25 protein-coding genes are annotated in these 16,693 nt (G+C 56.9%); 19 read left to right on the top strand and 6 right to left on the bottom strand.

Annotated elements, in window-relative coordinates; translation table 11 throughout:
• Nucleotides 1-33 precede the first annotated feature (33 nt).
• Nucleotides 34-285: a DUF1654 domain-containing protein gene (locus LRO94_RS13240; protein WP_122681634.1), complete on the top strand. Its 252-nt coding sequence runs from the start codon at nt 34-36 to the stop codon at nt 283-285.
• 671 nt (nt 286-956) lie between these two features.
• Complete coding sequence (locus tag LRO94_RS13235) at nt 957-1,340, top strand: response regulator transcription factor (protein ID WP_179179099.1); 384 nt, start codon at nt 957-959, stop codon at nt 1,338-1,340.
• 75 nt (nt 1,341-1,415) lie between these two features.
• On the opposite strand, the gene LRO94_RS13230 is transcribed toward LRO94_RS13235, so the two are convergent.
• Complete coding sequence (locus tag LRO94_RS13230; RefSeq protein ID WP_095184960.1) at nt 1,416-1,712, bottom strand: cupin domain-containing protein; 297 nt, start codon at nt 1,710-1,712, stop codon at nt 1,416-1,418.
• A 138-nt stretch (nt 1,713-1,850) separates the two neighbouring features.
• Between LRO94_RS13230 and LRO94_RS13225 the strand changes: the two genes are divergently transcribed.
• From LRO94_RS13225 to LRO94_RS13185, 9 genes are all read left to right on the top strand, one after another.
• Nucleotides 1,851-2,147, top strand: a complete 297-nt coding sequence (locus LRO94_RS13225; RefSeq protein WP_095184961.1) for a hypothetical protein — start codon at nt 1,851-1,853, stop codon at nt 2,145-2,147.
• Nucleotides 2,148-2,404: 257 nt separating this feature from the next.
• Entirely contained in the window at nt 2,405-2,725 is a 321-nt protein-coding gene (locus tag LRO94_RS13220; protein WP_179179100.1) for a hypothetical protein, read from the top strand.
• Nucleotides 2,726-3,005: 280 nt separating this feature from the next.
• Nucleotides 3,006-3,323 carry a hypothetical protein gene (locus tag LRO94_RS13215; protein ID WP_233897038.1) on the top strand — a complete coding sequence of 106 codons (318 nt, stop codon included), beginning with the start codon at nt 3,006-3,008 and terminating at the stop codon, nt 3,321-3,323.
• A 568-nt stretch (nt 3,324-3,891) separates the two neighbouring features.
• Entirely contained in the window at nt 3,892-4,086 is a 195-nt protein-coding gene (locus LRO94_RS13210; RefSeq protein WP_179179101.1) for a hypothetical protein, read from the top strand.
• Nucleotides 4,087-4,254: 168 nt separating this feature from the next.
• Nucleotides 4,255-5,061, top strand: coding sequence for a phage recombination protein Bet (bet, locus tag LRO94_RS13205; protein WP_179180075.1), 807 nt, complete (start codon nt 4,255-4,257; stop codon nt 5,059-5,061).
• A complete protein-coding gene (locus LRO94_RS13200; RefSeq protein WP_179179102.1) occupies nt 5,058-6,686 on the top strand; it encodes a YqaJ viral recombinase family protein in 1,629 nt (542 codons plus the stop codon). The genes bet and LRO94_RS13200 overlap by 4 nt, the downstream gene beginning before the upstream one ends.
• Complete coding sequence (locus LRO94_RS13195) at nt 6,683-6,925, top strand: hypothetical protein (protein WP_179179103.1); 243 nt, start codon at nt 6,683-6,685, stop codon at nt 6,923-6,925. Before LRO94_RS13200 ends, LRO94_RS13195 begins: the two co-directional genes overlap by 4 nt.
• Complete coding sequence (locus tag LRO94_RS13190; RefSeq protein ID WP_179179104.1) at nt 6,922-7,392, top strand: hypothetical protein; 471 nt, start codon at nt 6,922-6,924, stop codon at nt 7,390-7,392. Before LRO94_RS13195 ends, LRO94_RS13190 begins: the two co-directional genes overlap by 4 nt.
• A gap of 69 nt (nt 7,393-7,461) precedes the next feature.
• Nucleotides 7,462-7,800: a hypothetical protein gene (locus LRO94_RS13185; protein ID WP_179179105.1), complete on the top strand. Its 339-nt coding sequence runs from the start codon at nt 7,462-7,464 to the stop codon at nt 7,798-7,800.
• On the opposite strand, the gene LRO94_RS13180 is transcribed toward LRO94_RS13185, so the two are convergent.
• Nucleotides 7,788-8,234: a hypothetical protein gene (locus LRO94_RS13180; RefSeq protein ID WP_179179106.1), complete on the bottom strand. Its 447-nt coding sequence runs from the start codon at nt 8,232-8,234 to the stop codon at nt 7,788-7,790. The genes LRO94_RS13185 and LRO94_RS13180 overlap by 13 nt on opposite strands.
• 94 nt (nt 8,235-8,328) lie before the next feature.
• The gene (locus LRO94_RS13175) at nt 8,329-8,559 is read right to left on the bottom strand and encodes a hypothetical protein (RefSeq protein ID WP_179179107.1); all 231 of its coding nucleotides are present in this window, start codon (nt 8,557-8,559) and stop codon (nt 8,329-8,331) included.
• Between the two features lie 81 nt (nt 8,560-8,640).
• Here LRO94_RS13175 and LRO94_RS13170 point away from each other — a divergent pair, with 81 nt between their 5' ends.
• Nucleotides 8,641-10,725: a DNA cytosine methyltransferase gene (locus LRO94_RS13170; RefSeq protein WP_179179108.1), complete on the top strand. Its 2,085-nt coding sequence runs from the start codon at nt 8,641-8,643 to the stop codon at nt 10,723-10,725.
• A gap of 220 nt (nt 10,726-10,945) precedes the next feature.
• Entirely contained in the window at nt 10,946-11,803 is an 858-nt protein-coding gene (locus LRO94_RS13165) for a phosphoadenosine phosphosulfate reductase domain-containing protein (RefSeq protein ID WP_179179109.1), read from the top strand.
• 14 nt (nt 11,804-11,817) lie between these two features.
• Here the strand turns inward: LRO94_RS13165 and LRO94_RS13160 are convergent, their stop codons facing one another.
• Nucleotides 11,818-12,246, bottom strand: coding sequence for a hypothetical protein (locus tag LRO94_RS13160; RefSeq protein WP_179179110.1), 429 nt, complete (start codon nt 12,244-12,246; stop codon nt 11,818-11,820).
• A 179-nt stretch (nt 12,247-12,425) separates the two neighbouring features.
• Entirely contained in the window at nt 12,426-12,881 is a 456-nt protein-coding gene (locus tag LRO94_RS13155; RefSeq protein ID WP_179179111.1) for a hypothetical protein, read from the bottom strand.
• Between the two features lie 49 nt (nt 12,882-12,930).
• Between LRO94_RS13155 and LRO94_RS13150 the strand changes: the two genes are divergently transcribed.
• Together LRO94_RS13150 and LRO94_RS13145 are read left to right on the top strand one after the other, a co-directional pair.
• A complete protein-coding gene (locus LRO94_RS13150; protein ID WP_179179112.1) occupies nt 12,931-13,362 on the top strand; it encodes a hypothetical protein in 432 nt (143 codons plus the stop codon).
• A complete protein-coding gene (locus LRO94_RS13145; protein WP_233897036.1) occupies nt 13,359-13,574 on the top strand; it encodes a DUF4406 domain-containing protein in 216 nt (71 codons plus the stop codon). Before LRO94_RS13150 ends, LRO94_RS13145 begins: the two co-directional genes overlap by 4 nt.
• Nucleotides 13,575-13,673: 99 nt before the next feature.
• Here the strand turns inward: LRO94_RS13145 and LRO94_RS13140 are convergent, their stop codons facing one another.
• Nucleotides 13,674-14,063, bottom strand: a complete 390-nt coding sequence (locus LRO94_RS13140) for a hypothetical protein (protein WP_179179113.1) — start codon at nt 14,061-14,063, stop codon at nt 13,674-13,676.
• Between the two features lie 111 nt (nt 14,064-14,174).
• On the opposite strand from LRO94_RS13140, the gene LRO94_RS13135 reads away from it, so the two are divergent.
• From LRO94_RS13135 to LRO94_RS13120, 4 genes are all read left to right on the top strand, one after another.
• Nucleotides 14,175-14,363 carry a hypothetical protein gene (locus LRO94_RS13135; protein WP_179179114.1) on the top strand — a complete coding sequence of 63 codons (189 nt, stop codon included), beginning with the start codon at nt 14,175-14,177 and terminating at the stop codon, nt 14,361-14,363.
• Nucleotides 14,364-14,412: 49 nt separating this feature from the next.
• Complete coding sequence (locus tag LRO94_RS13130; RefSeq protein WP_179179115.1) at nt 14,413-14,679, top strand: hypothetical protein; 267 nt, start codon at nt 14,413-14,415, stop codon at nt 14,677-14,679.
• Between the two features lie 330 nt (nt 14,680-15,009).
• Nucleotides 15,010-15,267: a hypothetical protein gene (locus LRO94_RS13125; RefSeq protein WP_179179116.1), complete on the top strand. Its 258-nt coding sequence runs from the start codon at nt 15,010-15,012 to the stop codon at nt 15,265-15,267.
• 222 nt (nt 15,268-15,489) lie between these two features.
• Nucleotides 15,490-16,683, top strand: coding sequence for a tyrosine-type recombinase/integrase (locus LRO94_RS13120; RefSeq protein WP_099602841.1), 1,194 nt, complete (start codon nt 15,490-15,492; stop codon nt 16,681-16,683).
• Nucleotides 16,684-16,693 lie beyond the last annotated feature (10 nt).

Below are 16,693 nucleotides of genomic sequence, written 5' to 3'. Positions count from 1 at the left end.
GTGTATACATACAGTATTCGCAAGGAGCTACACATGAACCAGGAACCCTACCCCGCACCAAAACCGAGAAATTCCTACGAGCTTGTTGGCCGCCGCCTGCAAGGGTTGATCGCCTCTCCCCGGGTACAGCGGATTCAGTTGGTCGAGGTCTCCAGGCGCGACGATGAAAGCCCTGAAGCCTGGCACCAGGTCATCCAAGACATTGGCGATACCGCCGGGATAAGAGTCGAGCATCTGGAAGACGGAGCCGTCAGGATCGGTTGGCGCGAGTACTGCGACGCATAAAGGAGCCCGCCACTGAGCGGGTTTTTTATCGACTTGAATTTCAGCAATCTGAATTATTTATTTCAGCATGCTTGACACCTTTATTTCAGCTTGCTTAAATTCAACTCAAGCCAGCAATGAACATCGCCGGCCAGCAGCGAGAGCTGCGCCGCTCTTTAACAGTCAGCGCAATACAGAAATACCAACAGACCGCATTGCCTCTACTGGCGACCGGCGATCAGACGGGTCAGATAGCCCGCCCACGACAGGGACACCCTGTACGGCTGATCGAGAGCGAAACGCTCGAACCGTGCGAATGACCTGGCAAGCAATGCGCCCCGCGAATCCCAGCGGTAGAAGGGAGACTCAACTGAACAGAATTAGCGGTCCCGATAGCCTCGGCTGGGAACGCCGGACCTCATGCATCCTGCCCACCTAACCGGGCAAACGAGCTGCAGCGTGCATGTTGTAGGGACCTGTGATCCAAGGCGAACAGATGCTGATTGATGCTCTGGGGAGGAAGCTCACCGCCAACCTACGAAGACGAACGGCCAGGCCTGCAATCAGCAGCGGGCAACGGGCCTCACCGCTGACGCAACAACCCCGGCCTGACGCCAGTAGCGAGGTCGGGGGTTTCACCGATAGTCCTTGGCAACAGGGCCTAACGGGAAACCAACCGAGGGTTACGACGAATGGAAGCAACAATCATCAACGGCGCATGGAAGGGTCACCTCGGACGTGGCCTGGCGCCGCGAGAGCTACAGTTTCTGCTTTGGATTGCCCAGGGCTTCACCTCGAAAGAGATCGCCCGAGAGGCAGGCATAGAGGCAGGCACCGTGAAGAAGCGCCTGACCAATGCGATGTTCAAGCTGGGCGTGACGAAACGCACGGCCTTGGTGGCAGAGGCCATGAAGCGCCAGATTATCACGCCGGTGTGCTTTGTACTGGCGGCGCTGATCGCCATGCACTCAACGATCAGTGACGACTCGCTGCGTCGTGATCGCCGGGCGCCGGAAAGACGGATGGCTCAGGCTCGGATGGTGCGCCGGGCGGAATGTCCTAGGCTGACCACTTAACAGAAACAGCCAAGACAGCCTTTCGTTAACTGTCTGGTCAGCTGCGTGCCGGCCAGTTCCGGCACCTGCGGCCTTTCAAACATCAATGATGACAAGTGTCCCGTAGCTTCCAGACAAAACTGCATGCGGAACACCAGCTTCAGCCAGATAAATTTGTCCCTCTCCCACGCGCACGCACTCACCATCGACTCCCAGCAATAACTGTCCGGAGATGACTAGCAAGCCCTCGGTGTAGTCATGCACCTCTGCTTCAACGGACATTTCATCCATGCGCAGGACTTTGATATTGGAGCCGCCTACCCGTCCTAGAACGGTGGACTTCCAAGCTTGAGGCAAGGCCTTCGAGGTCAAATCAAGATCCACCAGGGACATAGAAAACTCCTTATTTCGAACTTCCCTACTTATACCCCTCCTCACCTCTACCCGTCAGCACTCACCCCGCGCCCATCGGCAACCAGCGGGAGGCATGAGTGTTGACGAATACAGGTGAACCAACGAACGGAGAGAGTCATGGCCAAGAAGGTTGGCGTAAAAACCAGGAGCGCCCAAATCGGCGTTCGAATCAGCCCCCGCGTTAAGTACATGCTCGACGTGATGGGTCGCATCCAGCGCAGAACCATGAGTGGAGTTATCGAATCGGCTCTTTTGGCTTATGCCAAGTACGACGAAAAACGCTTAGCCGACCAGACATGGTCAACGGATGAAAGCGAACGATTGCTCAACCTTTACCTAGTAGCGCCTCACCTTCTGTCATTCGACGAAGAGATTGAGGCCAAGCGGCTAATCGCAGCCAAAGCCACCGCCTAACCCCAAGCAATGGAGGACGCCAATCGTCAATACGCTCTGGGTCGAGATCGATGCCAGCAAGCGCCGGTAACGGTGGGCGGCACCCGGCTCCGGTTGCGGTCAGCTTAGGCTGGCTGTGCGATGAGAGCCTTCTAACGATGTCGGACGCCAACCCCGCAGGTGCGAGACACCTAGCATAAGGTATGCGTTCTCACTTCTTGGGGAGGTAGTACGAGCACATATCTGGAAGCTTAGATACGACGACAGAGTTGCTCATATTGAACGCCAACGATTGGATTTTTGCTTTGGAAGCTGGATCAGATTTGACTCGGCGAACTTCTGCTCTAAGCGACTCGGTCGTCTCCGGATCGCTATTTAAAGCGTTCTCAACGCTGCTATTCGAATCTGGATTGGCCTTGACGCAAAGGCTTTCAATGGCCAGCAAATTGACGGCGTTTTCGGTGTCGTCCTCTGCTGCGCTTGCCAAGGTACTTGCGACCGAAGAAACGCTCAATAGCAGAAGCGCTGCAGAAATTCGCTTTAAAAACATCATTGATCTCCCTGAAAAAAATGAAATTTATCATAGCGCTATTGATTGACGATTTTCCAGTTATCTCCCGCATAGACACCTCCCCACCCACTACCAACAACCTTACCGGTCAGGTGCCCGACAGGCCTATTTATGCCGGAATTCAAAGACGGCCACTTCAAATACGTCGCTTACACCGACTAACCCACGCAGCCGCCTCGGAGGCGACCATGAGCGCAGTATTGAAATTATGCCAAGAGCGATTCGACGCTCAGTTGCCTCCAGATGTCAGCGACGCGAATCCGGAACAGGAGTGGCTGGAGCATTAGGCGGAACAGCTGGTGTGCGGAATGGACATCAAGTGGAAGCGCCGCCACGGCCAGCCGCAATTGGTGACGTTTGATCGTTACTGCACGTACCTTCAAGGCCACCTGAACCAGCGCCAAATCGACGGTCTGGACGAGCGTGATTCGTTCGCTCGACTGTTCCTTTCCTCGATCCTTGGCAGTCAGTCGGATTCACGCGGGCACGCTGCCGATTTGATCGGTCAGCCCCGCCCTATCGAAGCCGCCGAGCGGATCGCCATAGAGATGCTCAAGCCCTACGCCGTCGACGCGGTTGCAGCAGAGCGGGAAGAGGCAGAAGACGACGTGGATGCGGACCTATGAGCGCGCATGTAGATATAACGGCTGCGTTGCTTGCCCTTGACCCTTCGGACGCAGCGCCCCTCGCCGAGTCGCAGGTAGAGGGATTGATCGTTCGCCACTTCACGGAAGGCACCATAAATGCTGAAGAGTTTCATCATTACAGTGCGTGGCTACTGAGAGCCAGTCGGAAGAGGCTGGCTCGGCTGGTTAGATAGGCCGTCAGACTACGTCGAGCGCCCTTCGTTACGACCTTGTTGTTTTCTTACGTTTTTCCCAGTTAAACGTTCGTATTGGTGGTGGATAAACCACACAACCAAGAGCAGGCCAGACAAGCCAATAACGAACAGCAACAGCTCTAATGCGGGACCTTCGTGTGAAAACATTTTTCGTTCCTCATCCTGAAGTAGCGTGAACCGAAAACGGTCACTACCGAAATTATTCGTAACAATTCATACATTTTCAGGGTAGACGCCGAGGATCGAGGTGGCAACCCCAAATACTCACAGAACCATTGATCTAGACACGTCACTCGTCGAAAAACCCTTCACGAGCACGATAGCGCCAGCGATACACACGCAAGGAGAAGATCATGACTACTGCACCAGTCCAATCGCTAATCGAAGAGCAACTCAACGAAATCGAGAGTCGAATCGCCATCCTGGGCTTTGGCCTTCCTTTCAATGAACTGATTGGCCGCAAGCGTGAAGACCTGGTAAGGGATCTTCCGCAGCGGCTGGCGCCGACAATGAAGGGCGGTCGCATCGCAGTGAGAGTTCGGCCTTGACTCCCCACCAGCGCACCAGGCGCATTCTCATCTGGCGTGGCGCTTTCCCTGCCCTAGCCCTTTTCACCTTCCTGATGTTGCTCAGCGCACTCGCTGATCGAATCACTCAATAACCAACACCTTCAATCGCTGCGAGCATCGCGGCAAGGATTCCCCATGTCCGCAGTAATGAAGCAGGACGACAACACGCCTGCGATGTCGGAGGCCGCGCTCGTTGAAGTGCTGAGCAGCAGCCTCTACCCCGGCGCCGAAAAGAACTCAGTCGTGATGGTCTTGGCCTACTGCCAGGCCGCGCACCTAGACCCAATGCTGAAGCCGGTCCACATCGTTCCTATCTGGAACTCGAAGACGAAAAAGATGCAGGACACAGTGATGCCTGGCATCGGCCTGTACCGCATCCAGGCGGCGCGTACCGGCCAGTACGCCGGGATCAGCGAACCAGAATATGGCCCCCCAGTGACTGCGAAGTTGAGCGGTGTAGAAGTCACGTATCCCGAATGGTGCCGCGTGACGGTCAAGCGGCAGATGAGCAACGGCCTGGTGGCCGAATACACAGCCAACGAGCGCTGGATCGAAAACTACGCAACAGCCAGCAAGGACACTGCGGCGCCCAATGCCATGTGGAAGCGTCGAGCATTTGCCCAGCTCGCAAAGTGCGCCGAAGCACAGGCCCTACGCAAAGCCTTCCCCGAAGTCGGGTCGGCGCCAACGGCCGACGAGATGGAAGGCAAGGCATTCGAAGAGCCGGCGCGCGATGTCAGCCCTCGGCAGCACGCCCATCCTGAGCCAGAAGCGCTACCCGCCTATTCCGACGACCTGCTGACCGAGAACATCGAGAAGTGGCAACCGCTGATCGACTCAAACCGCACCAGCCCTGAACACCTCATTGCGACCATCAGCAGCAAGTACACGCTGAGCCCGGCGCAGATTGAAAAAATCACCAACCTCAAAGCCCTCGATGGAGACGCAGCATGAAAATTCACAACGTAGCTCAAGGCTCCGCCGAGTGGCTTGCCCTCCGCGCCCAGTTCCGCACCGCCTCCGAAGCCCCAGCAATGATGGGCGCCTCGAAGTACCAATCCCGCACCGACCTGCTAGTCGCCAAGAAGACCGGCATCACGCCCGATGTCACGCCGTCTCAGCAATTCATCTTCGACAAAGGCCACGCAACCGAAGCCATGGCTCGCCCGCTGGCCGAAGCACTGATCGGCGAAGAGCTGTATCCGATCGTTGGCACCAAGGGCAACCTTCTCGCTTCCATGGACGGCGCCACAATGCTCGGCGAGACCCTGTTCGAGCACAAGCTTTGGAATGAGTCGGTTGTGGCCCAGGTGAAGGCTGGTGAGCTGGCCCCGCACTATTACTGGCAGCTTGAACAGCAACTGCTAGTTAGCGGCGCTGAGCGAGTGATCTTTGTTTGCTCGGATGGCACGCCGGAAAACTTCGTGCACATGGAATACCGGCCTGTCGCCGGGCGCGCGACCCAGTTGATCGAAGGCTGGAAACAGTTTGAGGCAGACCTGGCCAACTTCGAAATGGCCGACGCGCCCTCAATCGTCGTCGGCAAGGCACCTGACGAGCTGCCAGCCCTGCGCATCGAGCTGACCGGCATGGTTACCGCCAGCAACCTGAAGGTGTTTGAAGATTCGGCGCTGGCCGTCATCGACTCGGTGAAAACCACGCTCTCCACCGACCAGGACTTCGCCGATGCGAAGAAGGCGGTCAAGTGGTGCGGTGATGTCGAAGAGGCCGTGTCGGTCGCCAAGAAACAGGCCTTATCGCAGACCCAAAGCATCGACGAGCTGTTTTCGTCGCTGGATCGCATTAGTGCCCATGCTCGCGAGACTCGACTGAAAGTCGACAAGCTGGTGAAGGCTCAAGAGCTGCTGGTGAAGACCAACATCAAGCAAAAAGCCGAGCTGGCGCTGGCGGATCATATCGCCGCCATCAACAAGACGCTGGGCAAAGTCACGCTGCCTCATGTCGTTTCGGACTTCGCCGGCGCCATGAAGAACAAGCGCACCATCGCCAGCCTCCAGGACGCAGTAGATACCGAACTGGCCCGGGCGAAGATCGATGCAAGCCAGGCAGCCGACGGCATCCGATTGAACCTGACCAGTCTGGCAGAGCTCGCCGTTGATCATGCCTTCCTGTTCAGCGACGTGCAGCAGCTGGTGACCAAGGCCAACGATGACCTGGTAACGCTGATCAAATTCCGCATCTCCGAACACCAGAAGGCTGAGCAGGAAAAGGCCGACGCGAAGCGTATAGCCGAAGAGCAAGAAACCAAGCGCTTGGCGGCCATCAAGCCAGAACCGGTCGTGGAGAAAGTGGCGACACCCGAGCCTGTCCGCGCCACGCCAGTTCAGACTGCGGCACCCGTCGCCCAGGCTAAAAAGCCAGTAACGAGCCACGTGGTCGAGCAGGTAGCGCTGCAGGCCAACGTGACGGACTTCGAGGCCCTGGTGAAAGCCGTGGCATATGGTCAGGCGCCGATCACCGTCCTCTTGGTCAACTGGGAAGTGCTCGACGCAATGGTCGCGGAACAAGGATCAACCTTCAGCATGGCCGGGGTGACGCTGGCCAAGGCGGCAGCATGATCAGCAACCTCAGATCTGATATCGAGTTCCGGCGCGAGAAAGCGCTGGAGCTTTCCAGTCAGGTTCGGCGGCACCTGGCCGCCGGCGGCAAGCTCACCATCGGCGATAGCCCGCCGATCAATCCAGACCCGGCGAAGCGTTCGGAATTCATCGACCCGACAACCATCCTCAAGCGCCGCAAGCCGCCCATCACCCGGGCCGAGCGTGAAGCGCTGCGCAAACTCGCGGAGGCATTATGAGCAAGCGCAAACCCCACAACCTCAAAGCCCGCATTGACCGGTCCTGCCGGTCGCTGCTCGCCGCCAATCACGTCGCCGTGGTCAACATCGACCCCAGTGGCCGACAGGGCATGATCAACTACAAGTCGCTCAAGAACATCGCGCCCGGGAAGATTGGCCAGGCCGTCTGCGGCATTCCCCACCGATGGACGATCTACCTTAGCGCCCTCTGCATCGACGCCCACGGCGACCGTTACAGCAAATCGGTGGAGGTGGCGCCCGATGGCGTTTACCTCTCCGACCACTTGGAAGACGTGATTGAGCATTGCTACAAGAAGCTGCGCGACGAGGCCAATCAAAGCCAGATGGTGGCTTCGGGCTGGATCGCCATACCTGAAGCGATATCGCTGGACGAGGCGCACGCCGCGCGGATCTTCGAAGCCGTCGGCGCCTGGCACCAGGTGAAGGTCGATTCATGCGCCGCATAGCCCGCACCCAGCAACGCAAACGTCAAACCTGGCTCGCACTGCCGGCCAGCGGAATAGAAGAGGTAGGCCATGGCTGCAACTCAACAGCAGCGATCAGCAAAGAGCGCAGCGAAACGCAGGGAGCTTGGCGAGGAAGAGCTGCGGCATCGTGTCCGCCAGGGTGAAAAGCAGATGCTTGCCGATCTGATGGCCTGGACTGAGGACACCGAGAAGGCGTCAGTCATGTCCGGCGCTCTACGCTACATTCACTCGCTCGGACCTGAAGGCGCACGTGAGGCCCTTCGTTCGCGCCACGAAATCGTGATTAGCAAAGATGTGGCGCGCGAGTTCCGTAATCAAAGCCTGGCGGAACTGAATCGTGATCCGGGCGATGAAATCGTCACTCCAGCAGTTGTTCAGGCTGACTGAGGAGTGCTCACAACTTTACGCAGTACCGCGGTTAACAGAGCATAACTTAGGAACTCTTCGTGCTCACTCAAAAGGACCTCATTATCGCCAGAATACACCGTGCCATCAGGTCCTAAATAAAAGCGTCCGACTTCTGCAGCTCGTCCAGCCTGGGTTGATGGAGAGAAGATAATGGCTTCAATACGGCAAAACTCGTCAGTCGCCAACACCCCAAAAGTGATTGAGAAGTTTTTGCCGAGAACGGTCCCACTGATATTTTTAGTCTGTTCATCAATCACGATGGTTGCATTGCCTCCCAGCATCGACTGGGTAAACCCGGACCAGTGAGAGATGGTGTTTAGCAAAAGCTGCCTTGCAACTGCAAGCTTCCGGCTGTTTGTACCAAGCGCCCCTTTAAATCGATCGTTATCAAATGCAAAATCCGACTGCTTCACTCTAAGCTCCTTCATGTTATCCGGCTCCATGCCGGTCACCCGTAATACCGCAACCCAAACCAAATTGCCACCACCGGATACCGGAGGGCGGCGCCTACCCAATATCGCGATCAACCCAAAGCTTTGCGAGCCAGGCTGGGATCAATAACGTTCGTGCTGCATTCAACTTAGTCCTGGCATCTGGCGAGCGATCGATCTCAGTGCCGAAGTAAGCCATCCAGCTTCCATCAGGTTGCGACTCAAGCGCCGTCAGGTACGTTCCGACTTCAGCCTCTGTGAGGCCGCTTTGCTCTGCAAGCAGCTTGTTTGAGGGTTTGTTGTCCACCTGTTCCTCCTTGATCCGGCTCCATCCGGTCACCCGTAATACCCCATATCAACGAATCGCGCCAGCCGGCGAGGATCCCCTATGTCCGCACAACAGAAGAAACACCCCTTCGATTTCAAAACCCAATACGGACTCGGCTTCAACCCTCAGGACGATGAGATCGTTGTCGATTTCTTCTGCGGTGGCGGCGGCGCCGGTACCGGGCTGGAAATAGGCCTGGGCCGTGCGGTGAACGTGGCGAAGAACCACAGCCCCCAAGCGATCAGCATGCACACCGTGAATCACCCAGGCGCCAAGCACTTCACCACCGACGTGTTTGAGGGTGATCCTGACACCGAGTGCGGAGGCAAGGCCGTGGGCTGGTTCCACATGTCGCCGGACTGCACGCACCACAGCCAGGCGGCCGGCGGCCAGCCGCGCAAGCGCGAGATCCGCAACCTGTCGTGGATCGGCCTCAAGTGGGGCGGCAAGAAGCGGCCACGGGTGATCAGCCTTGAGAACGTGAAACAAATCCTGCAATGGGGCCGACTTATCGCCAAGCGAGACAAGGACACCGGCCGCGTCGTCACCCTCGACCAGGTTCCGCACCCGACCAAGAAGGGAGCGACCACCAACCGGGTCGCTGCGCCAGGCGAACGGGTTCCGGTTTCCAACCAGTTCTTGGTGCCTGACCCTAAGCAGCGCGGGCGCACCTGGCGCCGTTTCGTAGCCCTGCTGGAAGGCATGGGCTATGTCGTTGAGTGGAAGGTAATCAAGGCCTGCGACTTCGGCGCGCCGACCAGTCGGGAACGCCTGTTCATGATTGCCCGGTGCGACGGTCAGCAAATCGTGTGGCCGGAGCCAACCCACGCCAAGAACCCCACCAAGGGCCAGCAGAAGTGGAAGACCGCCGCTGACTGCATCGATTTCACCGACTTGGGCAAAAGCATTTTCGGCCGCAAGAAAGACCTGGCACCGGCCACCCTGCGCCGCGTTGCCAAGGGCATGAAGAAGTTTGTTATCGATAGCGCGGCGCCATTCATTGTGCCGATCGCCAACTGGTCAGGGGAAACGGTGCAGTCAGCCGACGAGCCCTTGCGCACCATCACCTCCTACCCGAAGGGCGGCGCCTTCTCGATGGTCAGTCCGATCATCGCCCCGGCAACGCACCAGGGCAGCGACCGAATCAACAACCCGCTCGACCCGTTGCCGACGGTGACCTGCGCGAATCGCGGCGAGCTGACGCTGATCAGCCCGTTGATGGTTGGTGCTGGTGGCCCGGAGTACTCAGGCAAGCCGGTGGGCATGGACAATCCGGTGGGCACGCTGATGACCCAGAACCACCGCGCGCTGGCTTCCGCCTGCATCGTCCAGGCTGGGCACGGGGAAGGCTCTGGCGCAAACAAACGCCGCTCCCATGGGGTGAACGACATCTGTGGACCGATCGGCACCATCACGGCCTGCGGCGGCGGCCAAGCCGTCAGCACGGCGGTTATGATCCAGGCCAACGGCGGATTCAACACCACGCACGCCAAGGGTATGCACGAACCCATGACGACGGTAACTAACACCGGCAGCCAGCAGCAGTTGGCCGTGGCGAACCTGGTGCACCTGCGTGGCAACTGCGATGCGCGCGACCTCAATGACCCGCTTCACACCGTGAGCGCCGGCGGCCAGCACCACGGCTTGGTCAGTGCTTTCATGGAGCGCGCATTCGGCGCCAGCGTGGGCCAGGGCCTGGAAGAACCGGCGCCGACCATCACGGCAGGCGGCGGTGGCAAGAGCTCTCTGGTGTCGCTCACCTTGTCGCCTGAACACGAAGCCGGTGCCCTGCGGGTCGCTGCTTTCCTGATCAGCTACTACGGAACAGAGAACATCAGCGCCTGCGATGCGCCCGCACCGACAATCACCACCAAGGACCGCCTCGCAATGGTCACCGTAATGGTCAAGGGCACGCCCTACGTGATCGTCGACATCTGCCTGCGGATGCTGAAACCGGCTGAGCTGTACAAGGCGCAGGGGTTCCCGGCGGATTACATCATCAGCCACGGCGCCGACGGTAAACCGTTCACCAAAACCCAGCAGGTGCACATGTGCGGCAACAGCGTCAGCCCGCCGCCGATGGCTGCGCTGGCTAGGGCAAACGATCCATGGCGTACAGAGCAACGCCAAGCGCGCGCGGCTTAATGATCAGCTTGAACCAGGCGGAATCCCGTCCTTGTTGAAGTCCTTCAAGCGTTCGCGCTCTTCCTCAGTGGAGTGAGCCGGCGTTTCTTGCTCGGGTTCTTTCTTCTTTTCTTCAGTCATCGCTATGTCCTCTGGGTGGTAGCTGTTTCGGCACCTGATGGAATCAGCAGTTCAAATCAATCAACTCCACCACCTGGGCATGGCCCGGCAAGGACTCCCCATGCACCCCTACAAAATATCCGGGACTACGGTAGTCAGCTTTTCCGGAGGCCGCACCAGCGCCTACATGCTGCGACAGGTACTGGACAACAACGATGACCTGAGCGATCTGGTCGTCACCTTCGCTAATACCGGGAAGGAGCACCCAGCCACGCTGGAGTTTGTTCGGGAATGCGCCGAGCGCTGGGCCGTTCCGATTGTATGGCTGGAGTTTCGCGACGATGACGCGGGATTTTCGGTAGTGGATTACTCCACCGCCAGCCGCGAGGGCGAGCCGTTCGAAGCCCTGATCCGCAAGCGGAAGTACTTGCCCAACCCGGTAACCAGGTTCTGCACCATCGACCTGAAGATCCGCATCATCCACAAGTTCCTCCGCAGCCTGGGCCTTTCGACCGAGGAAGCGCCGGTAGACATGATGACAGGCATCCGTGCGGATGAACCGCGGCGTGTCGTGAAGATCCGGCACCGAAAAAGCACCAGCGAAAGCAAGTGGGCAACCATGGTGATGCCGCTGGCCGATGCCGGTGTCGGCGTTCAGGACGTGTCCGACTTCTGGGCCGGGCAACCTTTCGACCTGATGCTGCCGACGATCAACGGCAGGACGCTGGAAGGCAACTGCGACCTTTGTTTCTTGAAGGGTGCCAAGCAGGTCTATTCCATCATAGCTAGCGACCGGCCCAAGGCCGAATGGTGGGCTCGCATGGAAAGCTCAGTGGTATCCGGCGGCAAGTTCACCGGCGACGGCGCCCGCTTCCGCAGTGACCGCCCCAGCTACCAGCAAATGCTCGACTACTCCGATACACAATTCGATATGTTCGCTGACCACGACGAGGCAATTGACTGCTTCTGTGGCGAGTAATAGCACGCAATCTACTAGCAAAATGGCAGCATAGCCCCATCTATTAGTTTTTCAATATTATGATAGAACTTTAAGACAAAACTACCATATCCCCAAACCAACGTACCCAGCAAAGTAACAAGTAGAGATACCCCTTCAATTGCCTGAACTATTTTAGTGTATTTTTTTGTGAGTGTAGATGCCTCTCTTGCGGTTATCTCTTCTGATTGGGAAATAAGATCCATTGAAAACCTAGATACAGCAGCAGCAATCGCAGAATAGATCGTCATAATAGCTCCACTCCTCTCAAGCCACTGAGCTAAAGTGTCCGTCCCTGGCGTCCATAGATAAAAAACTGCCCTAGCGAAAATTGGTGCGAGGATTGCAATCACCAAAAGTAGCACCGCGCCAATAACATTTCTAAAAATCCTCCAATCAAGTTTCTTTACGGTTTCAATGCTCAAGATTCCCCCTCTCTAAATAATTGTCGCCCCTTCCTAAAAACCAAGTCCAAAGTATTTCTAAAAAGAGGTTATTAATAATGTTCGAAGCATTACCTATTCACTTCAATACCCAGTATAGCTTGGGTCTCAAAAGTCAAGACGATGAGATCGTTTTTGAACTTCTTCTGCGGGACTAACCACTACCGAGTGGCGATGCGATCACAAATAGCCTTATAAGAGTCTGTGAAATAGCTTCGATTGCTCAGCGACGGTTGCTGAAGCCTGTAGTCCGCCAGGTGCGGTTTCTCATCAATGGTGAATGTGTCGAGAAATTCATCGGCTTCCGCGATTAAGATTTCTGGCTGGTCGTAACCTTTGAATTGGCTACCAGTAATGTCAATGATTTTACCATCCAGGTTCAGCCAAATATGAGACCACCACTCACGATCATGACCGCCATAGCCCCCCGAAACCCGAAGGGCTCCTGGGAAGCCATTGTCGGACAAGTAGGCCGCCAGAAGCATTGAGGAGTCGTCGCATGCCCCATTTGGAAAGCGCCCGTCAATGCAAATGCCAAACCAGAATCCCTCATCAGCTAGAGATTGAATCGCATTCCGAAACTCAAGCACGAGGTCTCCCAATGACTTCTGCAGCACGTTGATTTCCTTTTTCAGCGACCAGCGAATTTATCGTAATGGTATCCCCATGCCCACAGAAAACAAACTCACACTCAAGCAGCAGCGAGCTGAGCAGGTCAACCAGGCGATCCGGATCATCGGAGCGCACGGCCGGCGGTTTTTCTTCAACCAAGTCGCTGATCGCTACGCCAGCATGGAAGTGGATCAGCGCGGCAAGGTCTGGTTCATCGACGACTACAGCGCGCGACGGATCTTCACGCACAAAACAACCTGGGGCGGCCGGTGGCGAGGCTTCAGCCATGGCGGCACGCTTCGGTCGCTCGTTGAGGGGGTCCGGGATTACATCCGCACAGGGGAGCCAATGCACCCTGGTTACCTCGGGCCTGAGCGGTTCGACGACAGCAACATCTGGGGTTACGACGAGGAAGGCATGAAGGCAGTGCGCGAGCAGGCCGGCGCCCTTGCGGTGTTTCGCCAGCCAGTCGCGGAGGCCGCATGAAGCGCATCTACCTCAGCGGGCCCATGACCGGCCTGCCCGACCTCAACTTCGCCGCCTTCCACGCCATGACCACCATCCTGCGCGCCGACGGCCACACCGTCACCAACCCCGCCGAACTCAACCCCGACGGCGGCAGTTGGAACGACTGCATGCGCCGCGACATTGCCGCCTTGATGGACTGCGACACCGTGGCCACCCTGCCCGGCTGGTAGCATTCAAAGGGTGCAAGACTGGAAGTCCTGATCGCCGAACGCCTCGGCATGACGGTTGTGAATGCCCATGATCTGGTAACGAGGGAGATAGCAGGATGATCAGTCCTGCTTATTTAACCAGTAATTCATTCGCGCCTCTGGTTCAGTGATTGCTTCACCACAGGAGTCGGAGTACTTGTTTAGAAGAATCGAAAAGTTGGCGATGTCATTGTCCAGCTCTTTGGTCATTGATTTGATCGCCATATCGACTCTTGCTTCGGTCACTTTCTTACTCGTCAGCGTCCGGGCCCCCACGTAAGCACGATCAGCTGCTTCGTCGATTTGCTTCGCTACTTCAGGCTTGGTACGTGAAATTATCTGCGAGGATATCGAGTAATAAGCTGCGCACTCTGCAAATTCGTGCGCGAGGTTATTCGATGCTCGCTCAGGGTCGTATGCTGAAGCCGAGCCGACCGGGAAGAGAAGTAAAAAAGAAAAGTATCTGATCAAGCTGAGCGTCCTTTCACTGCGATATAAGACATCTAATACACCAGTAAAACACCGCTGTAACCCCTCCCCCTTCAAAGTCAGCCGCTATAGCGGCAAGGACGAGTGTTGCCCATGAAAAGAACAGTCGTACTCACCGGCAAGGCAGTCGTGAACTTCCGAAAGGTCATTGAGGACATTGATGACGACGAGGTCGAGCAACTACTGTCCAGCAATGATCTGCGGGAAGGCCAGATCGACGACGAGGATCTGCTTGATATCGAGTGGATTCTCGACGAAGTCGATATCAAGGTGACGCCATGATCGCCACCCTCTGGTTCACCTACGTCTTCATCTACAAGGGGCCGAGGCCATGAACGATGCACCGAAAAGCATGGGCTTCATGGACCATGGCAAGACGAATTGCGGTCTTCTAGTGATGAGTCGGTGGGACGAACCTGATCGCGACGGAAACGCGAAAGACCTGCAGCGCTTCGTAAAAGACGTGAAGCGCACCGGCCTAAGCCACTCCTGCATTGAGCGCTTCGAGGGCGACCATTTCCCTGAATGGGTTGGTGAGTTGCATTGCGACGATCCGCAATGTCAGTGCCGGCGCTATCTCCGCACCCAGCAAGCCTAACCCCAATCCCCCTACATGCCTGCCCGTGAGCATCAAGGCTGTTTATTGCCCTTCGCCCATCCACACGCCATCAATACCAAGCCGGTTATCCAGAGGGCAGGCGCAGTTATCGCGAGCCCGCAGACTGCCAATGGGAGCCCAGTCAAAAACAGCGGGTTTCTAAACGCCTTATCCATTTCGCGTCACCCTTAAGAATTCATTTCATTAAATCACAAGTGCCTGCCGGTGAGCGGCGGGCGAGGTATTCCTGTGTTCAAACAAATCGGAAAACTCATCACTGAACCGCTTCGCAAAGGCGACAAGAACCAGCCACTGCGCTGGCGTATGGGAATGCGACTGAACCACGTCCACAACACTCTGCACTCCAAGCACCCGAAGCTCTGGAATTTCTTCGTGATGACGGCCAGGGCCGTGATCTGCAAACCATTCGGCCATCGCTGGACCAGGTTCGAAGCGGTGAAGTACGGCGATTTTGGTCACTCGCGGATCTGCAAGCTCTGCCGCATTAGCCACGGGCAACACCGTGGTGTCGACACCTACCACGAAACCCATCGCCAGGGCGGCTGGAACAAGATCGCCAAACCCTAACCCACCTTTTGCCGCCCAGCGCGGCGCGGAGCATCCAATGTCAGCAGCGGAACAACTCAACGACGGGATCACGGGCGACAAGGTGCCCGAGGCGCAGATGGCCGAGCTACTCGGTACCACCCTCGCCGCCCTGCGCTCAAAGCGCGCCCGCAATCAAATCCCCCTCGGCGTCTGGAACAAGCAAGGCAGCCGCGTCATGTACAGCATCAGGAGATACTACGAATGGCTCGAAAGCCAATGGGTTTGCCCGCAGGAATGGACCTCCACCACGGATCGATCCGCATCCGCTTTATGTGGAACGGCAGCCGGCGCAGTGAAACGCTCCCCTATCCCCCGACACAGAAAGGAATCAAGTCTGCCTCACAGGTTGTTGATCAAGTAAAAGGCCTGATTAAGCTGGGGCTGCTCGACGACGATAAGTACGCCGAGCTTTTCCCCAGTTCCAGCAACGTCGCTGGGGGGAAGATCAACTTCGGCGAGTATGCCCAGCTCTGGCTAGACAGTCGTGAGGTGGTCGGTGGAACGAAGGCGAACTACAAGGGTGCACTGAACCGGTACTGGATGCCCGGCCTGGCCCTGGTGCGAATCGACCTGATCACCACTACGCTGCTCCGCCGGGTAATGGCAGCCAGCGAATGGAAGTCCCCCGGGGTAAAACGCAACGCGATCTCAAAGCTGTCGACCATCCTGAACTCAGCAATGTCCGAAGAGCTTATCCCGAAGAACCCCGCGGCGATCCTGGAGTTACCCAAGCGCAGCAAGAAGGAAATTGACCCGTTCACTTTGGAGGAGGCAAACCTGATCATCGCCAAGATGTACGAGCACGATCATTGGCCCAGCACGATTTATGCGGCATTTTTTGAGTTTGTGTTCTTTACAGGAATGCGCCTTTCCGAGGCCCTGGCAATGCGCTGGGATGCGGTAGACGAAGAGAAAAGGACGGCCCACGTATGTCGTGGGATCGCCCTGGGGGAAGTGGTAGAGCGTACAAAAACAGGTGGAGACCGCTTTGTTTTGCTGAATGAACGCGCCATGCATGCGCTGAAATTCGCGAGGGAATACGCAGAGCGTCGGAAAAAAGGTAAAGGGAGGGTGCTGGAAACGCCTTTCATTTTCCCGCCGTCAAAGAACTCGGAGTACGTGAAACAGACATCTGACCTGCACAAGCAGTGGATTCCGACCCTGAAGGCTCTGAATATCCGTCGTCGGCCGCCATACAACTGTCGTCACACCTATGCGACAATATGCATTATGTCTGGCATGAACCCCGCCTTCATCTCCCAGCAGCTCGGCCATAGTGTGCAGATGCTGCTCTCGACTTATGCGCGTTGGATCAACTCAAGCTCGGACTGGAGCGAAATGCAAAAGCTCCAGATTGGTCCCAAATTGGTCCCAGTTCAAATAAGCGCACCCTAAGCTATTGATA

The organism is Pseudomonas sivasensis (assembly GCF_021391435.1).
Classification (GTDB): Bacteria; Pseudomonadota; Gammaproteobacteria; order Pseudomonadales; family Pseudomonadaceae; genus Aquipseudomonas; species Aquipseudomonas sivasensis.
The sequence above is the reverse complement of the archived record's forward strand: the minus strand, read 5'-3'. Positions and strand labels throughout refer to the sequence as shown.

Bases quoted from the DNA above. Each gene is read 5' to 3' on its own strand.
- LRO94_RS13125 (WP_179179116.1), top strand. From the start codon at position 15,010: ATGCGACTGAACCACGTCCACAACACTCTGCACTCCAAGCACCCGAAG.
- LRO94_RS13240 (WP_122681634.1), top strand. From the start codon at position 34: ATGAACCAGGAACCCTACCCCGCACCAAAACCGAGAAATTCCTACGAG.
- bet (WP_179180075.1), top strand. From the start codon at position 4,255: ATGAAGCAGGACGACAACACGCCTGCGATGTCGGAGGCCGCGCTCGTT.
- LRO94_RS13230 (WP_095184960.1), bottom strand. From the start codon at position 1,712: ATGTCCCTGGTGGATCTTGATTTGACCTCGAAGGCCTTGCCTCAAGCT.
- LRO94_RS13150 (WP_179179112.1), top strand. From the start codon at position 12,931: ATGCCCACAGAAAACAAACTCACACTCAAGCAGCAGCGAGCTGAGCAG.
- LRO94_RS13130 (WP_179179115.1), top strand. From the start codon at position 14,413: ATGAACGATGCACCGAAAAGCATGGGCTTCATGGACCATGGCAAGACG.
- LRO94_RS13225 (WP_095184961.1), top strand. From the start codon at position 1,851: ATGGCCAAGAAGGTTGGCGTAAAAACCAGGAGCGCCCAAATCGGCGTT.
- LRO94_RS13210 (WP_179179101.1), top strand. From the start codon at position 3,892: ATGACTACTGCACCAGTCCAATCGCTAATCGAAGAGCAACTCAACGAA.
- LRO94_RS13170 (WP_179179108.1), top strand. From the start codon at position 8,641: ATGTCCGCACAACAGAAGAAACACCCCTTCGATTTCAAAACCCAATAC.
- LRO94_RS13200 (WP_179179102.1), top strand. From the start codon at position 5,058: ATGAAAATTCACAACGTAGCTCAAGGCTCCGCCGAGTGGCTTGCCCTC.
- LRO94_RS13190 (WP_179179104.1), top strand. From the start codon at position 6,922: ATGAGCAAGCGCAAACCCCACAACCTCAAAGCCCGCATTGACCGGTCC.
- LRO94_RS13145 (WP_233897036.1), top strand. From the start codon at position 13,359: ATGAAGCGCATCTACCTCAGCGGGCCCATGACCGGCCTGCCCGACCTC.
- LRO94_RS13215 (WP_233897038.1), top strand. From the start codon at position 3,006: ATGGACATCAAGTGGAAGCGCCGCCACGGCCAGCCGCAATTGGTGACG.
- LRO94_RS13235 (WP_179179099.1), top strand. From the start codon at position 957: ATGGAAGCAACAATCATCAACGGCGCATGGAAGGGTCACCTCGGACGT.
- LRO94_RS13135 (WP_179179114.1), top strand. From the start codon at position 14,175: ATGAAAAGAACAGTCGTACTCACCGGCAAGGCAGTCGTGAACTTCCGA.
- LRO94_RS13195 (WP_179179103.1), top strand. From the start codon at position 6,683: ATGATCAGCAACCTCAGATCTGATATCGAGTTCCGGCGCGAGAAAGCG.
- LRO94_RS13165 (WP_179179109.1), top strand. From the start codon at position 10,946: ATGCACCCCTACAAAATATCCGGGACTACGGTAGTCAGCTTTTCCGGA.
- LRO94_RS13120 (WP_099602841.1), top strand. From the start codon at position 15,490: ATGGCTCGAAAGCCAATGGGTTTGCCCGCAGGAATGGACCTCCACCAC.
- LRO94_RS13185 (WP_179179105.1), top strand. From the start codon at position 7,462: ATGGCTGCAACTCAACAGCAGCGATCAGCAAAGAGCGCAGCGAAACGC.